This window comes from bacterium (genome assembly GCA_016873475.1).
Classification (GTDB): Bacteria; Krumholzibacteriota; Krumholzibacteriia; order JACNKJ01; family JACNKJ01; genus VGXI01.
In genome coordinates, this window is record VGXI01000044.1 from 1 (window position 1) to 18,889 (window position 18,889).

General features: G+C 70.9%; 16 protein-coding genes. 10 read left to right on the forward strand and 6 right to left on the reverse strand.

Features of this window, described 5'->3' with window-relative positions; genetic code table 11:
* Positions 1 to 1,286: hypothetical protein (locus FJ251_05640; GenBank protein MBM4117216.1), on the reverse strand; the 1,286-nt coding region annotated here is incomplete at its 3' end.
* A gap of 120 nt (positions 1,287 to 1,406) precedes the next feature.
* Complete coding sequence (locus FJ251_05645) at positions 1,407 to 2,984, reverse strand: HD domain-containing protein (protein MBM4117217.1); 1,578 nt, start codon at positions 2,982 to 2,984, stop codon at positions 1,407 to 1,409.
* Positions 2,985 to 3,211: 227 nt separating this feature from the next.
* On the opposite strand from FJ251_05645, the gene FJ251_05650 reads away from it, so the two are divergent.
* From FJ251_05650 to FJ251_05670, 5 genes are all read left to right on the forward strand, one after another.
* The gene (locus FJ251_05650) at positions 3,212 to 3,772 is read left to right on the forward strand and encodes a hypothetical protein (protein ID MBM4117218.1); all 561 of its coding nucleotides are present in this window, start codon (positions 3,212 to 3,214) and stop codon (positions 3,770 to 3,772) included.
* A 132-nt stretch (positions 3,773 to 3,904) separates the two neighbouring features.
* Positions 3,905 to 4,381 (forward strand): YkgJ family cysteine cluster protein, encoded by a 477-nt coding sequence (locus tag FJ251_05655; GenBank protein ID MBM4117219.1) that lies wholly within the window; start codon positions 3,905 to 3,907, stop codon positions 4,379 to 4,381.
* Complete coding sequence (locus tag FJ251_05660; GenBank protein MBM4117220.1) at positions 4,378 to 5,739, forward strand: hypothetical protein; 1,362 nt, start codon at positions 4,378 to 4,380, stop codon at positions 5,737 to 5,739. The genes FJ251_05655 and FJ251_05660 overlap by 4 nt, the downstream gene beginning before the upstream one ends.
* Positions 5,740 to 5,779: 40 nt before the next feature.
* Positions 5,780 to 7,474: a hypothetical protein gene (locus FJ251_05665; protein MBM4117221.1), complete on the forward strand. Its 1,695-nt coding sequence runs from the start codon at positions 5,780 to 5,782 to the stop codon at positions 7,472 to 7,474.
* Positions 7,471 to 8,298, forward strand: coding sequence for a CpsD/CapB family tyrosine-protein kinase (locus FJ251_05670; GenBank protein MBM4117222.1), 828 nt, complete (start codon positions 7,471 to 7,473; stop codon positions 8,296 to 8,298). Before FJ251_05665 ends, FJ251_05670 begins: the two co-directional genes overlap by 4 nt.
* On the opposite strand, the gene FJ251_05675 is transcribed toward FJ251_05670, so the two are convergent.
* The 4 genes from FJ251_05675 to FJ251_05690 all read right to left on the reverse strand — a co-directional run bounded on the left by FJ251_05675 (position 8,295) and on the right by FJ251_05690 (position 12,622).
* A complete protein-coding gene (locus tag FJ251_05675) occupies positions 8,295 to 8,645 on the reverse strand; it encodes a hypothetical protein (protein MBM4117223.1) in 351 nt (116 codons plus the stop codon). The two genes, FJ251_05670 and FJ251_05675, sit on opposite strands and share 4 nt — an antisense overlap.
* 11 nt (positions 8,646 to 8,656) lie before the next feature.
* On the reverse strand, positions 8,657 to 11,062 hold the full coding sequence (locus FJ251_05680; protein MBM4117224.1) for a hypothetical protein: 2,406 nt from the start codon (positions 11,060 to 11,062) through the stop codon (positions 8,657 to 8,659).
* A gap of 85 nt (positions 11,063 to 11,147) precedes the next feature.
* Complete coding sequence (gene epsI, locus FJ251_05685; protein MBM4117225.1) at positions 11,148 to 11,777, reverse strand: EpsI family protein; 630 nt, start codon at positions 11,775 to 11,777, stop codon at positions 11,148 to 11,150.
* A complete protein-coding gene (locus FJ251_05690) occupies positions 11,756 to 12,622 on the reverse strand; it encodes an exosortase/archaeosortase family protein (GenBank protein ID MBM4117226.1) in 867 nt (288 codons plus the stop codon). The genes epsI and FJ251_05690 overlap by 22 nt, the downstream gene beginning before the upstream one ends.
* Positions 12,623 to 12,723: 101 nt before the next feature.
* Here FJ251_05690 and FJ251_05695 point away from each other — a divergent pair, with 101 nt between their 5' ends.
* The 5 genes from FJ251_05695 (at position 12,724) to FJ251_05715 (ending at position 18,729) form a co-directional block, all read left to right on the forward strand.
* On the forward strand, positions 12,724 to 14,007 hold the full coding sequence (locus FJ251_05695) for an O-antigen ligase family protein (protein ID MBM4117227.1): 1,284 nt from the start codon (positions 12,724 to 12,726) through the stop codon (positions 14,005 to 14,007).
* 188 nt (positions 14,008 to 14,195) lie between these two features.
* The gene (locus tag FJ251_05700; protein ID MBM4117228.1) at positions 14,196 to 15,470 is read left to right on the forward strand and encodes a DUF362 domain-containing protein; all 1,275 of its coding nucleotides are present in this window, start codon (positions 14,196 to 14,198) and stop codon (positions 15,468 to 15,470) included.
* Between the two features lie 57 nt (positions 15,471 to 15,527).
* Complete coding sequence (locus FJ251_05705; protein MBM4117229.1) at positions 15,528 to 16,373, forward strand: alpha/beta fold hydrolase; 846 nt, start codon at positions 15,528 to 15,530, stop codon at positions 16,371 to 16,373.
* Positions 16,370 to 17,344: a hypothetical protein gene (locus FJ251_05710; GenBank protein ID MBM4117230.1), complete on the forward strand. Its 975-nt coding sequence runs from the start codon at positions 16,370 to 16,372 to the stop codon at positions 17,342 to 17,344. The genes FJ251_05705 and FJ251_05710 overlap by 4 nt, the downstream gene beginning before the upstream one ends.
* Positions 17,341 to 18,729 carry a glycosyltransferase family 4 protein gene (locus FJ251_05715; protein MBM4117231.1) on the forward strand — a complete coding sequence of 463 codons (1,389 nt, stop codon included), beginning with the start codon at positions 17,341 to 17,343 and terminating at the stop codon, positions 18,727 to 18,729. Before FJ251_05710 ends, FJ251_05715 begins: the two co-directional genes overlap by 4 nt.
* Positions 18,730 to 18,889: the final 160 nt, after the last annotated feature.

Sequence of the window (18,889 nt, forward strand, 5' to 3'; positions counted from 1 at the left end):
CCGATCTTGGGGGCGATCTCCGCCGGGATCTCGATCGGCGCGCTCTTGGCGGCCGCGTGCAGGGCCGCGATGTCGCCCGCGCCCGCGCGCAGCTTGCGGCCGCGGGTGTTCAGGCGCTGCTGCGCGGCCGCTAGGCGCGCGCCCAGCGTCTTCAGCATGCCGTCCTCGCGACCGATCAGCGTGCGGATTGCGAGCAGGGTCTCCCAGTAGCAGGCCTCCTTGGCCTCGGCGCTGTCATTTGCCGCGCAGCGCGGGGGCGTCAGGCCGCTGCCCGCGAAGAGCGGCGCGATCGTCGCGTAGAACTCGTCCGAGCAGAACTTGTGGCCGGCGCCGTGGGAGCCGCGGCCTTCGATGCCGTACTGCCAGCCCTTCACCGTGCGGTAGACCACCGCCGTCGGCTGCCCGTTCGCCATGGCGAGCGCCGCCGCCTGCGCGGCGTGCACCTGCTGGAGGTCGAAGCCGTCGGCGACTTCGATGAGGTTCCAGTCGTGCAGCCAGGCCAGCTCGCGCGGATCCCACTGGACGTAGTCGCCGGGCGCGGCGCCCTCGCGACAGACGCGGTTGGAGTCGATCGAGGCCTGGTTCCAGTCGACGTGCAGGAAGCAGTTGTCCAGGCCGCTGGCGCTGGCCGCGGCCATCGCCTCGACGACGCGGCCGGGCGTCATGCCGCCCTCACCCTCCACGAGGTGCACGCGCGGCGCATCCGCGCCGAAGGCGTCGCGGGCGCCGAAGGCGAGACCCACCGAAGAGGCCACGCCCACGCCCGAGGCGCCGGTCGCGAGGCGCAGGAAGGGCATCGTCGGCGTCGGGTGGCCGTCCAGGGCCTTGGCCTTGTGCTGCGTGAAGAGGGGCAGGGTCGTCGCTGGGTTGCGGCGGAAGCCGAGCAGGTCTTCCATGCGCAGCTGACGCCGCAGATCGGTGGGCAGCAGGCCCGGCGCGGCGAGGCGGGCGACTTCGTTGCGCAGCGCCCACATCGCGTAGAGGCCCATCGCCTTGTGGCCGGCGGCATAGGAGATGAGGTCGTTGTCGTCGCGCTCGGGATCGGCGAAATCGTAGTCGAGGGCGCTGAAGGCGAGCCCGGCGACGAAACGGCCCGAGGAGATGGAGCCGCCGGGGTGCCCGCTGGTCGGCACGTAGTTGAAGAGCACGGCGCAGAGGCTGCGGTAGATGAGGTCGTAGCGCTCGAAGGCCGCCAGCTCGGCCGGCCCGAGCGGGCCCTTGCCCATCGTCTCGGTGATGACCTGGTAGCTCGCCCGCCGGGGCCCGAACTCCATCTTGCTCGCCACGCTGCCCTCCTTCGCCGGCGCCTTCTCGGCGCTGTCGATCTGCAGATCCGATTGGCCGGTGCGACCGACAATATAGGCGATCGGAGGGCGAGGGGAAGCGGCAGGGAGGCGGAAACGGCCCTAGCGGGCGGGAAGCGGCTCGCGCGCGGGTGCCGGTCGGGCGTGGACAGCCTCCCTGGCGAGCCCCTCGCGCTCGGCCGGCCCCACCGGCGGGCTGGCGGCCAGCAGCTCCGCCAGCTCACCGGTGGCCGCCGCCGCGAGGACGGCATCGACGACTTCCGCGTCGTAGAGCTGGCCGCGCTGCTGCCGCAGCTCCTTGAGCGCGAGATCGGGCCCCAGACCGGGCCGGTATGGACGATCCGTGGCCATCGCCTCGAGCAGATCGGCCACGGCGAGCACGCGCACCTGCCACATCTGCTCGTTGCCCGTGAGCCCCTGCGGGTAGCCCGAGCCGTCGAGGCGCTCATGGTGCTGCAGCACGGCGGCCGCCACGGGCCAGGGAAAGCTGATGTCGCGCAGGATCTCGTAACCCATCTGCGGATGCTGGCGCATCAGCTCCAGCTCCTCGGGGCCGAGGCGCCCCGGCTTGGAGAGGATCTCCGTCGGGATCCCCACCTTGCCGATGTCGTGCAGCAGGCCCATGAGCTGCAGGCCGCGCAGCTCGTAGGGGGAGCGGCCCAGGCGCCGGGCGAGGAAGACGGCCAGGGTCGCCACGCGCACCGAGTGGCCTTTCGTATAGGGATCCCGCAGCTCGACCATGCGGCTGAGGGCCTCGCAGGTGCCGGTGATCGTCTCTTCGAGCACGCGCTTGGCCTGGAACCAGTCGGTGATGTTGCGATCGACGCCGCGGTAGCCGAGCAGCTCGCCCGCAGTGCCGAGGATGGGAATGGCCCGGCTCTCGACGTAGATCTCGTCCCCGTCGGCGCCGAGGGCGCGGTGCACCAGTTCGGACAGGGGCTCGCGCCGCGTGCGGGCCTGAGCCATCACGCGACGCAGGCGACCGCGGTCCTCGGGATGGACGAAGTCGAGCGGCCGGCGGCCGGACATCTCGACCGGCCGGTAGCCGAGCAGCAGGCGCACGCCGTCGCTGTTGTAGCAGTAGCGGCCCTGCGCATCGAGCTCCCAGATGTGATCGGCACTGCTCAGGCTGAGATCCTGGAAGCGCTGCCGAACCACGCGCGCTTCCGCGCGCAACCGCTGTGCTTCCTGCCAGAATCCGAGTAGCGCGCCGGCCTGGACCAGCGAGGCCGCGGCTGGACCGGCGAGAGCGGTCGCGCCGGCCCCGGCAAAGAGGCAGAGCCCGGCCGCCGGGCCGGGACCGCCGAACGCGAGCAGCAGCGCCGGCGGATCGCCGGGGGCGGCGAGCGCCTCGGCGAGGGGGCGCTCCCCGGCGTCCTCCCGGGCGATCGCGCGCAGCGTGGGGCCGGCGCTGGGCGCCAGCGCGGGCCAGGGCGGCGGCAGAGGGAGCTGCTGCGGGAAGGGGACGCCCTCGCCGAGCCGGGCGCGCCGCTCGAGTTCGCCGCTCTCCGCACGGAGATAGAGCGCCACGCCCGCGCGGCCGCTCAGCGCCGCCAGCGGGGTGAGGCAGCCGGCGAGCTGCTCGGCGGCGGGGCCGGCGGCCTGCAGGGCCGCAGCGAGCTCGGCCAGCGCCTGGCAGGCGGTGGGCAGGGGGTCGAACTCTCGCTCATCCGGGGACATGCGGACCTCACGGCTGCCCTGGCAGGGGCGCCGGACGGCAATGCCAGGATCGTTCCAACCCGACCGCCCCGCCCCCCGTGGTCCTCGCCGGCCGCCCGCACAAGATCTTGGGGTGGCCACTTCCTAACCCAAAGTCAGGCTTTGAGATGTGAGACTGGCTTGAAGAAAAGTCTTGCCAAGGCAGGCCCCAGGGGGGAAAAGAGGGCCGTCCGTGCGGGGAGGCTGCGATGATCCGCGAAAAACTCGTGCGCGTTCGCAAGAAGGGGCAGGAGTTCACAGGGACGCTCTCCTACTTCTCGCCCTTCCTGATGAAGAAGCGCCGCGAGGCCGAGCTGCCCGGCCGCGGCGGCGAGCTCTTCCTCGAACTGAAGAGCTTCGACATCGCCTCGCTGCTCATGGTCAGGAGCGAGGTCCTCGCCGAGGGCCGCGGCTACGACCACTACGACAGCTTCCAGTGCCTGCAGGCCCAGCTCGACGAGCAGGGCGCCGAGATCCTCTCCTGCGGCAACTGCCAGTACTTCCTCTTCTCGGGCATGGCGCGCGACATGAGCAACGGCTCGCGCGGCTACTGTCTGCACGGCCGGCTCGGCCAGAACCTGCGGCCGCGGGACATCCGCGAGATCTTCCACTGCTGTGAGTACTTCGAGTACGGCCCCAAGGACGAGCGCGAGGCCTTCCGCCAGCGCTGGCGCACGAGCCTGATGGCCCGGCCGATGGACCAGCGCCCGCGCGCCGATCAGCACTACGCCGATCTGCCGGAGGACCCGGACAGCCCGTCTTCCCTCTGAGCGCCGCGGCCAAGACGGTTGTCCCCTGCGCGGGCTTCGACTATAGTGCCCGGCGGCGCGCGGATCGAACCCCCCGCGCGAGCGGACTCGCCCCGGTCCCGCGCCAGCGGCCGGCCTTCCCGGACGGACAGGATGTTCGACCCCAAGGATCCGATTCCCCAGCGCCCGGACCGCATGCCCCCCGGCCAGATCCTGGCGACCTGCCAGCGCTGCCGCGCGACCTGCTGCACCTACATGGCCATCGAGATCGACGCACCGACCACGCTCGCCGACTTCGAGAACATCCGCTGGTACTGCGCGCACAAGCAGACCTGGGTATTCAAGGACGCCGGGTCCTGGTTCGTCGTCTTCGCTACGCCCTGCGAGCAGCTCCAGGCCGATTACACCTGCGGCATCTACGACACGCGTCCGCAGGTCTGCCGGGAGCACAAGTTCGGCGAATGCGACTACTTCCTGCGCGGGGAATTCGATCTGGAACTGCGCAGCCTGGAGGCGGTAGAGGCCTACCTTCGCCAGCGTTTCCCCAGCCACTATCGCAAGCAGACACGGCGGACCGCCAGGCGGCGCGGCCGCGCGCCGGGGGGCGAGGGCGCGACGGGAGGCGCGTGAGCGCCCGCTGGCGCTGGGCCCCAATCGCGGCGGCACTCTTCGCGAGCGGCTGCGGCGGCGAGAGTGGGGCCGAGTACGGCCGGCTCCACGCTGCCCAGCGCGCCTACTGGCAGGCGCTGCGCGCGCAGGAGCGCCTGGACATCTATCCGAGTCACGCGCGGGCCCAGGCCTGTTTGGCGGACTACCTGGCCGTGGCGCGGGCCTATCCGGCGACGGCTCTGCCCCGGCCGCTGCCCGCGGATCAGCGCGAGGCGCCGTCGGCGAAGATCGCCCGCGTGGGAGCGATGGCCGCCCTGGGGGCGGCGGCCATCCACTGGGAGCTCGGCGAGCGGGAGGCGGCCCTCGCGCTGCTGGGCAGCTGCCTGCGCGAGGATCTGCCGCTCGGGGCCCTGGCCGAGCGGCGCCTGCGGGTGACCCTGTCCGGCTACCTGCGCGAGCTGGGCCGGCGGCGGGAGGCGGCCGCGGTTCTGGGCAGCCTGCTCGTGGGTCTCGCGCCCGGCCTCGAGCCAGGCGACGCGGCCTATCCCGACGCCGAGCTGCTCGGCCTGTGCCCCCAGCTGGCGGACCTGGCGCTGGCGGCTGGCGATTCGCTGCTGAAGGCCGAGGTCGCCGGGCGGCTGAGCGAGTTCCTCGGCCGCCTGCGGCGAGACTACGCCGGCCAGGAGCCCGCCTATCAGGGGCTCCACACCTGGGCGGAGACCGCGCCCCGCCTGGGCCGCTGGGAAGACGCCGAGGCGGCGCTGGCGGAACTCGCCCGCGGTTTCCCGACTCGGGAGCCGGGGCGCGCGGAGTTGCAGCGGGCGCGCCTGCTCATCGCGCGGCTCGAGCGGGCGGCGGAAGGAGAGGCTGTCCTCGTTGGGCTCGCCGCCGGCGACAGCGAGGCGGCGGTTCCGGCGGGGTTGGAGTACCTTCGGGTCCTCCTCCGGCAGGGGCGCCTGGGCGAGCTGCCGTCTCGGCTCGAGCACTTGCACCGGCGCGTCCGGACGCGCGAGGATCGGGCCGAGCTGCTCTATCTTTGGGGCCACTACGAGGCGCGGCTCGGCACCTGGGATGCGGCTCGCCAGCGCTGGGAGGTCGCGGCGACGGAGCTGCCCACCACGCCCTACGGCATGGAGGCCCAGCTCGCGGTGGCGAGGGTCTGGGCGGAGCGAGGCGAGCCTCGCTTCGCGGCGCGCTCCCTGGCCAGGCTCTTCGAGGCCTGCCGGCGGAACACGCGGCGGCTGCCGGGCAGCGAGGAGGCCGGGGTTTCCCTGGCCCTGGAGGCGCGGGCAGACTCCCTGCTCGGCACGCTCCCTGCGACGGAGGAGGCCGTGCGCGGGCTCCTCGCGCGACGCCCTCCGGCGCGGGAAGGGTCCTAGGAGCCCGCAGCGGCGGGCGGCGGATTGCCAAGGAGAGTCGATGGCTACCGAGGATCTCCTCAAAGAGCTTCTGGGGCAGGGGAAGAAGAAGGAATTCGACCCCCTCCAGTACCCGCGCCTGATCTGGCGCAAGAAGCACATCGTGCTGATCCCTCTGGTCATCGCCTGGGGCATCGGCGCCCTGGGCGTGAACACGATTCCGCCCACCTATGTCGCGACCAGCTCCGTGGCCATCGGCACCGACGCCAACTTCACGCGCGATCTCTCGCTGCTGCTCGACCAGGAGGTGGGCCGGCGCCAGGAGGTGGCCGACCTCGCCCAGGTGCAGGCGGACCTGCGCAACCAGGACTTCCTCAACGAGGTGATCGCGCTCCTGGGAATGGACGAGACGCCCATCCTGCGCGAGAAGGGGGAGCGCCTGGTGGACGGCCCGCTCGCCGGCGCCGACCTCGAAGACGTCGTGCGGCGCCTCGTCGCCGAGGAGATCCGCGAGCGCACCGAGGTGCGCCTGGGCTCGGGGGCGGTCTTCAACATCCGCTGCGAAGACGGGGATCCCACGACCGCCTACCTGCTGAACCGCGTGCTCACGCAGAAGTTCGTCGAGACGCGCCGCCAGCGCGAGCTGGCCGAGGTGACGGCCAAGGGCGACTTCAGCGACGAGCAGGTCGCCATCTACAAGGAGAAGCTCAACCGCGCCGAGACCGAGCTCGAGCGCTTCCAGGGGACCCAGCAGCAGACCCTGGCCGAAGGCAACCCCGTGGGTGCGACCAACGTGCTCCTCGCCCAGGAGATCATGCGGACCTACGAGCAGGAGTTGACCAACATCGAGAGCCAGGTGGACGCGGTGCGCAGCCAGTTGCGCACGCGCTTCGGTGTCGTGCCCACCAGCGACCGCCTGCTCTCGGACCGCGATCTGCGGGCGCTCAACAACAAGCAGATCCACAGCATGCTGCAGAACCTGATCACCTACCTCGGCCAGCAGGTGCGCCGCGCGGAATCGCTGACGGATCTGGTCGAGGACGCGAGCGTCGGCGCCGATCGCCAGGCCTACCGCGATCGCCTCAGCGTGCTCGTGGGCCAGGTCTACGCCAGCAACTCGCCGCCCGAGCGCGAGCTGATCGTGAGCTACTACTACCGGCTGATGCTGGTGAGCAGCTTTCAGGAGATCGTCGACACGCTCAGCCGCTACGTGAACAACTACCGCCAGAACGTGGGCGGCCAGCCGGCCTACCAGACGGAGCTCGACCGCCGGCAGGCCGAGGTGAACAAGAACCGCGAGTTCTTCGAGGTCTTCCAGCAACAGTCGACGAGCGCCCAGATCGCGCGGGCGATCCAGGCCAACCAGCTCGCCACGCGCATCGATATCCGGGACTACGCGGTCAAGCCCATCAAGCCGGCGAAGCCGAACAAGGGGCGGCTGCAGGCAATCTTCGTGGTGATGGGCCTCGCGACCGGCCTGGCGGTGATCTTCCTGACCCAGTTCTTCAACCGGTCCTTCGGCGATGTCAAGGACATCGAGGCCTTCCTGGGCGTGCCGGTGCTGGGCACGATTCCGCCGCTGGCCCGCGGGCCGGGCAAGGCGCGCCAGCAGCGGCGCAAGAACACGCTGCTCTGGGTTCTCGCGATGATCGTCTACACGATGGCAATGGCCGGGGCGATGGTCTTCATCAAGGGCATGAACTCGCGCATCGAGCTGCAGATCGATCGCGCGGCCGCCGAGGAGATGTTGCTGTGAGCACGGTCCTCCCTGACGAGCAGCCCAAGGGCGCAGGGGGCGCCGAGTCGAGCACCCAGCCCCGGCGCGAGAAGCGGGGCGCGGGCGAGCGCGGCGGCCACCCCGCCAACGGGCGCAACAACGAGGCCATTCCGGGTGCGGGCCAGGAAGCGCAGAGCATCTACAGCGTCTACCAGGAGGAGAGCCCGGTGGCGGTGGAGTTCCGCCGCAGCTACGCCAAGCTCAGCTACCACATGAAGCAGGAGAACAAGCACAGCTTCCTGATGACGAGCGCGATGGAAGGCGAGGGCAAGTCGACGGCGGCGGCAATGATGGCGATCACGATCGCCCGCTACCGAAACACGAAGACCTTGCTTCTGGACGCCGACCTCCGTCGCCCGCGCGTGCACGAGTTCTTCGAGCTGCCCGCGCGCGACGGCTTCGCGGACGCCCTGCTCGGCGAGCGCAACATCATCGAGACGGTCAAGGACACCCGCTTCGAGAACCTCAAGGTCGTTACCTGCGGCAAGCGCGTGGCGAGCCCGACCGGCCTGCTCCAGGCGGACCGCCTGGCGAACATCCTCAGCGAACTGAAGTTCTACTTCGACACGGTGATCCTGGACTCGCCGCCGGTGCTGCCGGTGAGCGACGCCGCGCAGATCGCCGCCGAGACCGACGGCGTCATCTTCGTGCTGATGGCCGGGGTGACGCAGCGCGACGTCGTCAAGCGCGCGGTCGACATCCTGCGCGACCTGCGCATCCAGGTGGTCGGCACGCTGGTGAACAACGCCACGCAGGTGCTGCCCTACTACTACTCCTACGACTACTACGACTACCGCTACTAGTCGAGCGGTCGCAGAGCGTCCGTACTGTAGTAGACCTCGACCTGGCGGTCGCCGCCCCGGGCGTCGAACTCCACCCGCGCCGAGAAGCCGCCCTCTCCGACGAGATCGAGACCGCCCCAGATCCAGCGCTCGCCGGCCTGACTGATCGTGTAGCTGGACTCGCTGAAGGGCGCGTACTGGTAGCGCTCCTGGCACTCGGCGTTCGCGAGCGAGACGGCGAGCTGGATCGCCTCGATGCGGCTGAGCGGCCGCTCGCGGCTGCCCTGCGGCCCCGGCGCGCAGCCGAAGCCGGCAGCGAAGGCGGCGAGAACGAGGAAGGCGAGAACGAATCGCCGGGCCAGGATCATGGTCGCTCCTTTCAGCGAGACAGCGCCATGATATCGGTGAGGATGTGGCCGATCAAGCCGCGCGCCGCCGCGTCCTCGAGGTAGTAGGGCGTCAGGCCGAGCAGCACGCTGGGCGTCTCCGGCGCGCCGAGGCCGACGACGGCGAGGGCGTGCTGCCCGCCGGCACCCAGCGCATAGCAGCTCTCGCAGTAGTGCGCGCCACCGGGCGTGGTCGCCGGGTGCTCCTCGGCGGGCGCGCTGCCCCAGCGGGTCGTCGAGTCCGCGGGCAGGTAGTAGGCGAGCGGCCGGTACGCACTGGGGCGATACGCTAGCGGCGGCGCGTAGGCGCCGGCCTGCCAGTCCCAGTTGTAGACCTCCGCATCCGACAGCCCCCAGCAGTCGGCAGTCGGCGCGAAGACGGACGCCGCATCCGCAAACCAGTCGTAGACCTCGGGGCGGAAGCGCAAGGTATCCGGCGGCGTCCACCCCAGCGCGTTGCCGAACTCCGCCAGGTTCGCGGGCTCGGGGCGCGCACCGACGAGGCCCCAGTAGCTGGCGTCGGTCGGCCAGTCCGCCCCGGTGCCCGGCAGTTCGCGCGGGTCCGCGTTCACGGGCAGGGCGCTGGCGTCGAGGCCGTACCAGCGCCAGGGCAGGAAGCGCTGCACCGCGGCCTGGGACTCGGCGGCGGTGCCCATCGACAGGCCCAGGTCGCGCAGGAAGGCGATCGGCTGCCGGCGCTCGAAGTCGGGACCGCCCATCTCCCCGTCGATCGGGAGCAGGCAGTGCAGCGGCCGGGAGCCGCAGAGGAGCAGCCGCCCGCCGGCCGCGAGCCAGATCGAGAGCAAATCTTGTGGAACGCTGCTCACCATGTAGGGGTCGACGAAGCGCGCGAGACGGGCGAGCCCGGATGCGCCAGGCTGCGCCTCCTTCACTTCCCAGATTGCGCGGGCGTACGCGCCGAGCAGGGCGAGGTCGGGCTCCGGCTGGAGGGCGCTCAGGCGGAGGTAGTCGATCGCGGGCTCGTAGCCCGCGTAGTCGGCGAGCAACTCGCGCCAGAAGTTCTCCTGGTCGAGGTTCGAGAGCGAAAAAACGCCCCAGAAGTAGGGCGGGCCGGAGGGCCAGCCCTGCAGCGGGTCCTCGCTCCACCTGTTGTCGTAGTCGTCGATGACGAGCAGGTCGCGCTCGAGCGTGAGCGGCGTGATGAAGAAGTCGAGCTGCGCCTCGCTGCGATTGCCCGAGAGGTCAGCGCACTGCACGCGCAGGCGGTGCTCGCCATCCGGATAGGCGGCCTCGGTGCTGGTCGCGGCCAGCGACCAGGCGCTCCACTCGGCGTCGTTCGCGGGGTCCTGGATGTCCCAGCCGAAACGGAAGCCGGCGATCTCGCTGCCGTACTCCTCCGCCGTTCCGCGCCAGCTCACCGCGATCGGCAGGGCAGCCGGCGCCGCGAGGCTGTAGCTCTCCGCGCCGCTGCAGACGCGCAGGCCGAAGAGCGGGCTCTGGAGCAGGAGCAGCGGTCGCAGCGAGTTCACAACGCGCAGCCGCCGCAGGTTGACGCCGTCCTCGAAGTGACTGGTCACGGCGCCCGCCTCGTCCTTGGCCTGGACGAAGAACTGGTAGTAGCCGGCGTCGTCGCCGCCGCCCGCGGGCGTGAGATCCTGCAGCAGGGCCTGGCGACCCCCCGCGTCGCCGCCGGGGTCCTCGTCGCCCCAGCCGCGCCAGCGGCTCCAGGCGCTGTCGGGAAGGCTGAGCAGGAGACCGGTCTCCTCGTCCAGAGGCAGGTCGGCCAGCGTGAAGAGGGCGAAGCGGCTGGAGTCGGGGTCGATCACCGTGCCGTCCTGCAGCGAGTCCCGGCCGGCCCAGCGCAGGCGAAGGTCGGCGGCGCAGCTCTCGTAGCCGCCGGGCGCCACGAGATCCACGGGGTGAGTGATCCAGACCTCGGGCGCCAGGGTCGTCGCCGTGAAGGTGCGGTGCGCGGGCAAGGCGGAGACGGCGCCGTCGTCGTCCACGGTGCGCAAGAACATCGTGTGCTGCGCGTGGAAGCGCAGGGGATCGGGCTCCCAGTAGATCGAGTCGGCGGGCGAATCGAGGTCGGGGAACTGATCGGCGCTGACGACGAACTCGCCGTCGAAGTCGGTGGTTGCGGTCCAGGTGTAGCCGAGCGCGGCCAGGCGCGCGTAGATGTCGGCGTCGATGATCAAGGCGCCTGTCGCTTCGTCGTTGCTGAGCAACCACTCGTAGCGGACGACGCGGCCGTCGGGGTCGAAGCCGCTCCAGAAGAAGTGGACGCGGTAGAAGGTGTCGAGATCGCCGTCGGCGGGGCCGCCGGTGAGGTAGGCCTCGGGCGGGCGATTCGGCGTCGGCGAGCGGTCGCGCTCGATCAGCGTGCAGGCGGCTGCAAACAGGAGCGCGACGAGGACACCACCCAGCACGCGGCGCATCGATCCCTCCCTCCGGGCGCGGAGACGGGACAGGCGACTCTCCTGCCAAGATACCGCGAAAGGCCGCGGGTTCGCAATTCGCTCGTCAGAAGGGGAGGCCCGGCCGGACGGTCGGCTGGACCTCGCGCGCGAAACGGCCGAGGCGCTCCATGGCCGCCGCCGCGCTCTCCTCCGGCCCGACCGGCGTCGAGTAGCGGATGAAGGCGGCGTCGAGCGGCCGCCCGAGCAGGCCGCCGAGCGTCAGCTCCACCTTCAGGCGCAACTCGCTGGTCGTCGCCCCACTGCGGGTGAGGTACTGGTAGAGCACCACGCGCTGGTCCTTGTCGCGCTGGATGAGCAGCTCGCCGCTCGGCCCGCCGAGGCGCTCGCCCTTGGCGGCGCTGAGGATGTTCCAGCCGCTGCCCGGGTAGCAGTGCCGCGGCGAGTGGATCTGGCTGCCGAAGCGCTGCTGGGCGAAGTAGCCGACGAAGAGCCAGTAGCGATCGTCGCCCCGGCGGTAGTTGCGGTTGAGCGTCTGCGATGCCTTCAGCACGTCGGCGATCTCGTCGTCGAGCTGGCTTGCGACGCCGGTGATGTCGCCCACGCTCAGCGGAATCGTCGCCAGCTGCGCGCGGTAGACGTGGCGCCCGCTGCGCGCGGCCAGGGCCGGGCCCAGCCCCAGGCAGGCGCCGATCACGACCAGCAGCACGAGTCTCACACGGATGGCCGCTGCCACCGGAAACCTCCGCCGATCAGGAAGAGCAGGCCGACGCCGATGCCGAAGGTGAGCAGGCCCATCCCCTGGTGGAGGGCGCCCTCGAGGAAGCTCCGTCCGTGGGTGTGGACGAGCACGGCGGTGAGGACGATGCGCAGGGCGTTGGTCGCCATCGCGATCGGCACGGCGAGCACGACGAGCAGCGCGCGCAGGGCGCGCCGCATCGGAAAGAGGCCGGCCGCGAGGACGGCGAAGGTGATCAGCGCGAGCAGGCTGCGCAGGCCGCTGCAGGCGGTGACGACGTCCAGGCTCGTCTCCCGCAGGTGGATGATGTTGCCCGTCTGCACGTGGACGACGCCGAGGAAGTCGAGCACCTTGCCGCTCGCCTCGGCGCTGAGCAGCTGCAGCGGAAAGGCGACGCGGTAGAAGAACACGTAGGGCAGCGGGATCATGAATACGAGGAAGAAGAGCGGGAAGCGCAGGCCGCGGAAGCTGCGCACGCCGTAGAAGCCGCGCACGATGGCCCAGAAGAGGAAGAGCATCGACAGGCGCAGCGTGAAGAGCTCGGCCGCCGCCGTGCCGCCGACGAAGAGCGCCAGCCCGGGCAGCAGGAAGGGCAGGGCCGCGCGCAGGCTGGGCTCCGCCACGCGAGGCAGGCGATCCAGGCAGCGGTAGAGCAGGAAGGCGGCGATCGGCGGCACCAGGAGGCCGTGGGTGTAGTTCTCGTCGTCCAGCCACTGCTGGACGAGCCCCAGCAGCACGCTGCGATAGAGGGCGAGGAAGGCGCCCAACACGAGCAGGGTGAGCAGGAACTGGGGGAGGCCGGCCTCGGGATTCGTCAGCCGGCGCAGCTTTCCGAGCTTCATGCCCTTCAATTTCCTGGCCCGCGGGCCGATCTTGCGTTAGGAAAGGAGGGGCGCCGCCGGCCGCCGGGCCCGGGCGCGCGCCGCCGGATCGAGGAAGCGCCGTGGCCTACGTCCTGACCGTCATCTTCGGCTTCTTCGCCATCTTCCAGCCGGGTGTGCTCTGGCCGGCCCTGGCGCCGTCGCGGCCGCTCTTCCTGGTCGGGCTGCTGGGCCTGCTCGCCTGGCTCCTGACGCCGAAGCAGCCGGACCCGCTGCGCCCGCGCGCGCGCCTGAGCTACTTTGTCACCGGCTTCGTGATCGCTCAAGTGCTTTCGGTGCTGCAGTTCTTCTACGTCCCGATGGTCATCGAGACCGCGCTGAAAAGGGGCGTCTTCCTGATCGGCTATCAGCTGGTCTCCAGCCAGGTCAACAGCACGCAGCGCCTGAAGGTCTACTGGGGCGCCGTCCTCGCGGCCGCGACCTGGCTGGCCGGGCACGCCATCTTCATCTATCACACGCAGCCGCTGCCGCACCCGCAGCTGGTCGGCGGCCGGCTGAGCAGCTACGGCGCCTACAGCGGCGCCAACGACCTGGCGCTGATCACCGTCTGCGCCTGGCCACTCGCCTTCAAGTTCATGGACATCCAGAAGGGGTCCTTCTCGAAGGTGATCGTCGTGCTGCCCCTGATCGCCTTCCTCTACGCGGACCTGCGCACGCTCAGCCGCGCCGGGCTGATCGGCCTCTCGCTCGTGATGGGCCTCTCGCTCCTGCGCGGTCGCGCGCTGGGGCGCATGGGCCGCTGGGTGCTCCTGATACCGGCCGTGATCGTCGTCGTCATCCTCGGCAGCAAGCTGCTGCTCACGCGCGGAGACGCCCAGGACTTCAGCGGCCGGGACGAGAGCGTGCAGCACCGCTTCGAGGCCTGGTGGGCGGGCTACCAGATGCTCAAGTCGAGCCCGCTGATCGGGGTCGGATCGGGCAACTTCGCCGACCTCTCCGACGACTTCGGCGCCGGCCGCAAGATCCAGGCGCACAACACGATCGTGAAGGTCTTCGCCGAGGGCGGCATCATCGGCGGAGTCTGCTACCTGGGGATCATCATCACCGCGTTTCAGATCCTCTATCGCAACTGGAAGCGATTCAAACGCATCAAGCCGGACGGCGCGGAGTACCTCTGGGCCGAGGCGCTTGGCATCAGCCTGATCGGCTTCTGTTTCAACACGATGTTCTCGGTCAAGGCCCACGAGTGGTTCCTGTACATGGTCGTCGCTTCGGCGACGGCGCTGGACCGCCTCTATGCCCGCGAAGCCTTGATCTTCGCGTTGCAGACCGAGGAGTCCTTGAAGGCCCTCGCCGGCGGGAGCGCCGCTGCCGAAGGGGCCCCGGGCGTCCAGAGCGCACGATAGCTGGTGGTTTTCCGCCCGCTTTTTGCTATGATTGTCAGCCCGCAGACGACACGCGGCCCGCTGCCGGCCGCCGCGTTGCGTCCCGGACGGGCAGCGGTGGATCGGATGGGTGAGGCGAGGCCCCTGGCGTCCCGCTGACGGCAGGGTGCGAAACCGTCAACCACAGATCGAGACGAGGCGAACGCACGATGTCCAGACAGCCGAATTGCGAGCACGAGCCCCGCGGCTACCGACCGACGTCCGAGCAGATCCTGCACTACAACCGGCGGGACTTCCTCAAGCTGAGCGCGCTGGCGGCGGGCGGAGCCTTCGGCACGCTCTCCTTGCCGGGGCTCGGCATCGTGCCCGAAGCCTGGGGCGCGCCGCCGGCGAATCGCCTCGTGCGGATCCACTGCGGCAGCATGCAGGACTGGAACTTCAGCGACCCGAACTTCAGCGCCTACGTCAAGCAGTCGGCCTACAACGACATGTTCGCGCGGGGCATCACGAGCCTCACCGGCCAGCAGAACGTGATCAGCGCCTGGCAGAACCTGCTCGTCGGCTATCAGCCGGGCCACAAGATCGCCATCAAGCTGAACCTGAACAGCTACGACTACAACGCCAACCAGACCTGCGAGATGGCCTACGCGGTCATCGAGAGCCTGAAGCTGTTCGGCGTCTCGGCGGCGAACATGAAGGTCTTCGATGTCGTGCGCAAGTTCCCCGACTACTGGCGCGCGCGCTGGAATTCGGACGTCGCCTACGTCAACGACGTCAACGTCGCCTGGGATGGCAACGCCACCGTCTACTTCCCGGCCATCGACACCACGCACCGCTTCCCGACCGTGCTCAGCCAGGCCGACCACGTCATCGCCATCGGTCTCCAGAAGGGGCACAAGTCCTACGTGACCGGCAGCATGAAGAACCACTTCGGCAGCCAGGAACTGCCGGCCGACCTGCACGTCGAGCGCTACGACAACATCTGCCAGCTCGCGGCTTCGCCCTTCGTGCGCGGCAAGCTGCGCCTGATCGTGATCGAGGGCGCCTTCATGACCTGGGACCACGAAGGGCACGCCTTCGAGGAGACCGAGGCGACGGCGCTCTTCCCGGTGGGCATCAGCGGCCACAGCAGCCCGAACTACATGATGTTCGGCGTCAACATGGTCACCATGGACAGCGCGCTCGGCGCGATCCAGAACTACGAGCGCGCCGCCCGCGGCGAGGATCAGTGGCCCAACGAGTTCATCACGATGGCGGCCGGGGCGCCTTACAACCTGGGCACCCGCGACAACCCGACTTTCGTGAGCAACACGGCCGGCTGGAGCCAGGTCGACATGCGCTTCAACACCTACGAGTACATCAGCTACGATCTCCCGCTGGCCGATCGCAAGCAGATCGACGCGCTCAATCTCAAGCTGCGCGCGGGGCACATCCACTGGAGTCAGTTGCAGCACCTCGTCGAGCGCTACAACGAGCGACTCTAGATCCCGGCGGGCCGGGGCCCGCCACCAGCCCGGTGGGCCGGAGGCCCGCCGCCAAGGGTGAGAGGGCGTTTGGAGACCTTTGCTTTCCTCCCCGTCGCCGGGGAAAAGCTCTTCACGGTTACCCATCGGCCCGAGCAGCGCCGAGGACGCAGCGGCGTCCTCATGCTGCACGCCTTCGCCGAGGAGAAGCTGTGGACGCAGCGCGCGAGCACGCAGCTCGCGCGCGCGCTCGCCGCGGCCGGCCTGCCCGTGCTGCGCCTGGACCACCGCGGGCACGGCGACAGCGACCGCGAGCAGCAGGCGATGACGCTCCCCACGCTGCGCGAGGATGCGGCCGCCGCGGCCGCCGCCTTCCGCGCCGCCGAGGGCGTCGAGGAGCTGCACCTCTTCGGCTTTCGCCTCGGCGCCACGCTGGCCCTCGATCAGGCGAGCGTGCTCGGCGCCGCCTCGCTGGCCCTCGTCGGCCCCGCGGCCGAGGGCGGCGACTTCCTGATGAAGGCCCTGCGCAGCAGCCTGACCACGCAGCTCGGCATCTACGGCGAGGTGCGCCAGGATCGCGAGGCCCTGCTCGCCCAAATGCGCGAGACGGGCCTGATCAACCTGGACGGCTACCAGCTCTCCGCGCAGCTCTGGGACGAGCTGGCGACGCTCAAGGCCGAGGCCGCGAGCTTCGCCGGCCCCGGCCTCGTGCTCGCGCTCACGCGGCGCGAGGACGCGCCCGCCGACGCCGAGGCGCGCGCCGTCTTCGCGCGACTCGAGGCGCATCCGGCCTCGCGCCTGGCGACGCTGGTCTACCCGCAGCTCTGGGGCGAGCAGAAGCGCTTCGCCGCCGGCGACGCCGCGCTCTTCGATCCGCTGGTCGCCTGGTTCGGCGGCGGCTGGCGGGGGGAGGGCGCGGCGTGAGCGAACCGCTGCTGAAGACGCCGGCGCCTGCCCTCGACGAGGAGATCCTCGTCTTCACGAGCGGCGGCCACCGCCTGCCCGGTATTCTGAGCCGGCCGGCCCAGCCGCGCGCGGGCGCGCCGGGCGTGCTGCTGTGCAGCCCGGGCCTCAAGCACCGCGTCGGCCCGCACCGGCTGCACCTCAAGCTCGCGCGCTTCTTCACCGAGCGCGGGCTCTTCGTGTACCGCTTCGACTTCCACGGCACGGGCGACGCCGAGGGCACGCTTTTCAGCGACGAGGTGCCCGTCCTGCACGAGGCCGTGCAGAACGGCCACTTCGCCGAGAACGCCACGGACGCGGTGGCGGCCTTCTGCGCGGCGAGCGGCGTGCGGGAGGTCATCGCCTGCGGGCTCTGCGGCGGGGCGATCACCGGCCTCTACGCCGCCGAGCGCGATCCGCGCGTGACGGGCCTCATCGGCTTCCAGCTCCCGGTCAAGGTGCTGGACCAGGAGGCGGACTTCGCCGATCAAATTAGCGGCGAGTACTCGGACTTCATTCTGACGCTCTACCTGAAGAAGCTCGTGAACCCGGCCGCCTGGCGAAACTTCTTCAGCGGCAAGAGCGAGTACCGCCTGATCTGGAAGACGGCCACGCGGCGCCTGGGCCGTCTCACGGGCCGCCGCGCGCCGGCGCCGGCAGCCAAGCGCGAGATCCCCGCCGGCATGAACCGCAACTTCCTGCGCGCCTACGACGCGGTCGAGCGGCGCCTCGCCATGCTCTGGATCTACAGCGAGCAGGAGCGCGCGCGCTACGACTTCGAGGGCGACTTCGAGCAGGTCTGTCTGGCCGGGCGCACGAAGCCTTACACGAAGGTCGTTATTCCCGAGAGCAACCACGAGTTCGCGCCCGACGCCGCGCAGCAGCGCCTGCTCGAGGTCATCGACGCGTGGCTGACGGCCACGCTCGGCGCCCGGGAGGGGACGGGGGCATGAAGCGCAGGGTGCTGATGATCAGCCACGGCTATCCGCCCGTGGGCGGAAGCGGCATGCTCCGCACGCTCAAGTTCAGCAAGTACCTGCCCGCGCTCGGCTGGCAGCCGCAGGTGCTGACGCTCCAGCGCACCCGCCATCCGCGGATGGACCCGCGCCTGCTCGCCGAGGTGCCGGCCGGCACGGCGGTCCACCGCTCGCCCGTGTGGAATCCGCTGGACCTGCTGCTCTGGCTGAAGAGCCTGCCCGCGCGGCTGGCGCCGCGCCCCGCGCCCGCCCCCGGGGGCGGCAAGGCGCGGGCGCCGGAAGCCGCGGAGGAGTCCGGCGGCGGCGAGGCCGAGCGCGGCGGGCCGCTCGCCCTCATCGTCGATCTCTGCACGACGCCCGACGGCTACAGCGGCTGGCTGGGCCCGGGCCTCGCGATCGGCGTGTGGGCGCTCCTGCGCCACCGGCCGCGCGTGATCTACAGCACGAGCCCGCCGCCCACGGCGCACCTCATCGGCGGCCTGCTCGCGGGGCTCGCGCGCCGGCCCTGGGTGGTGGACTTCCGCGACCCCTGGACGTTGCAGTTTCGGGAAGAGCGGCTAGCTGCGCGCAAGGGCCGCTGGAACCGTCGGCTGGAGCACTGGGTGCTGCGCCGCGCGCACACGGTGATCTGCAACACGGAGCCGCTGGCCGCGGCCTTCCGCGCCGCGCACCCGGAGCTGCCCGCGGAGCGCTTCGTGGTGATCACGAACGGCTTCGATCCCGAGGACTTCGCGGCCGAGCCGGGCGCGCCGCCCGCGGAGGGGCCTTTCCGCTTCGTGCACACGGGCGAGTTCTTCCCGCTGCGCAACCTGCGCGTGCCGGATCCCTTCCTCGCCGCGCTGCGGGACCTGGCCGAGAGCGGCCGTCTCGATCCGGCGACCGTGCGCGTGCGCCTCGTCGGCAGCGGGGACTACACGCGCCTGCCGCAGTTCGCGGCCCAGATGCGCTCGCCGGCGCTGGCGCAGATGGTGGAGGTCGTGGACTTCCTGCCGCACGGCGAGATCCCCGGCGAGCTGGCGGCCAGCCACGCGCTGCTGCTCTTCCAGAACGGCGAGAGCTTTCGCATGCAGGTGCCCGCGAAGACCTTCGAGTACATCCGCGCCGCGCGGCCCATCCTCGCCATCGCCGCGCCGGGGGCGACGGCCGACCTCGTCGCCTCGGTGAGCGGCGGTCGCGCGGTGAGGCCCGAGGACGCGGCGGGCATTGCGCGTGCGATCCTCGCCTTGATCGCCGAGCGCGGCACGCTGCCCGCGCGCGGCGAGGACGAGCTCGAGCGCTTCGGCCGGCCGGGCCTCGCCCGGCGCCTGGCCGGCGTGCTGGACGCTGCGGCGGGGTTCGGCGCGCAGCGGGGTCCTGCCTGAATTGCTGCGCCTCGCGCGGCGCTTTATACTTGTTCCCGCCAGTCGCGCGCAGAGGGCTGCCCACAGGGGGAGTGTCCAGCTCGGCGGGAGTCGCCGGGCGGGCTCGGTGTCTCGGCACGCAACTAGAGGAGGCGGTGAGCGTGCTACGACACTGGGCCCC

Bases quoted from the DNA above. Each gene is read 5' to 3' on its own strand.
- FJ251_05675 (MBM4117223.1), bottom strand. From the start codon at position 8,645: ATGATCCTGGCCCGGCGATTCGTTCTCGCCTTCCTCGTTCTCGCCGCC.
- FJ251_05715 (MBM4117231.1), top strand. From the start codon at position 17,341: ATGAAGCGCAGGGTGCTGATGATCAGCCACGGCTATCCGCCCGTGGGC.
- FJ251_05665 (MBM4117221.1), top strand. From the start codon at position 5,780: ATGGCTACCGAGGATCTCCTCAAAGAGCTTCTGGGGCAGGGGAAGAAG.
- FJ251_05650 (MBM4117218.1), top strand. From the start codon at position 3,212: ATGATCCGCGAAAAACTCGTGCGCGTTCGCAAGAAGGGGCAGGAGTTC.
- FJ251_05680 (MBM4117224.1), bottom strand. From the start codon at position 11,062: ATGCGCCGCGTGCTGGGTGGTGTCCTCGTCGCGCTCCTGTTTGCAGCC.
- FJ251_05690 (MBM4117226.1), bottom strand. From the start codon at position 12,622: ATGAAGCTCGGAAAGCTGCGCCGGCTGACGAATCCCGAGGCCGGCCTC.
- FJ251_05655 (MBM4117219.1), top strand. From the start codon at position 3,905: ATGTTCGACCCCAAGGATCCGATTCCCCAGCGCCCGGACCGCATGCCC.
- FJ251_05645 (MBM4117217.1), bottom strand. From the start codon at position 2,984: ATGTCCCCGGATGAGCGAGAGTTCGACCCCCTGCCCACCGCCTGCCAG.
- FJ251_05700 (MBM4117228.1), top strand. From the start codon at position 14,196: ATGTCCAGACAGCCGAATTGCGAGCACGAGCCCCGCGGCTACCGACCG.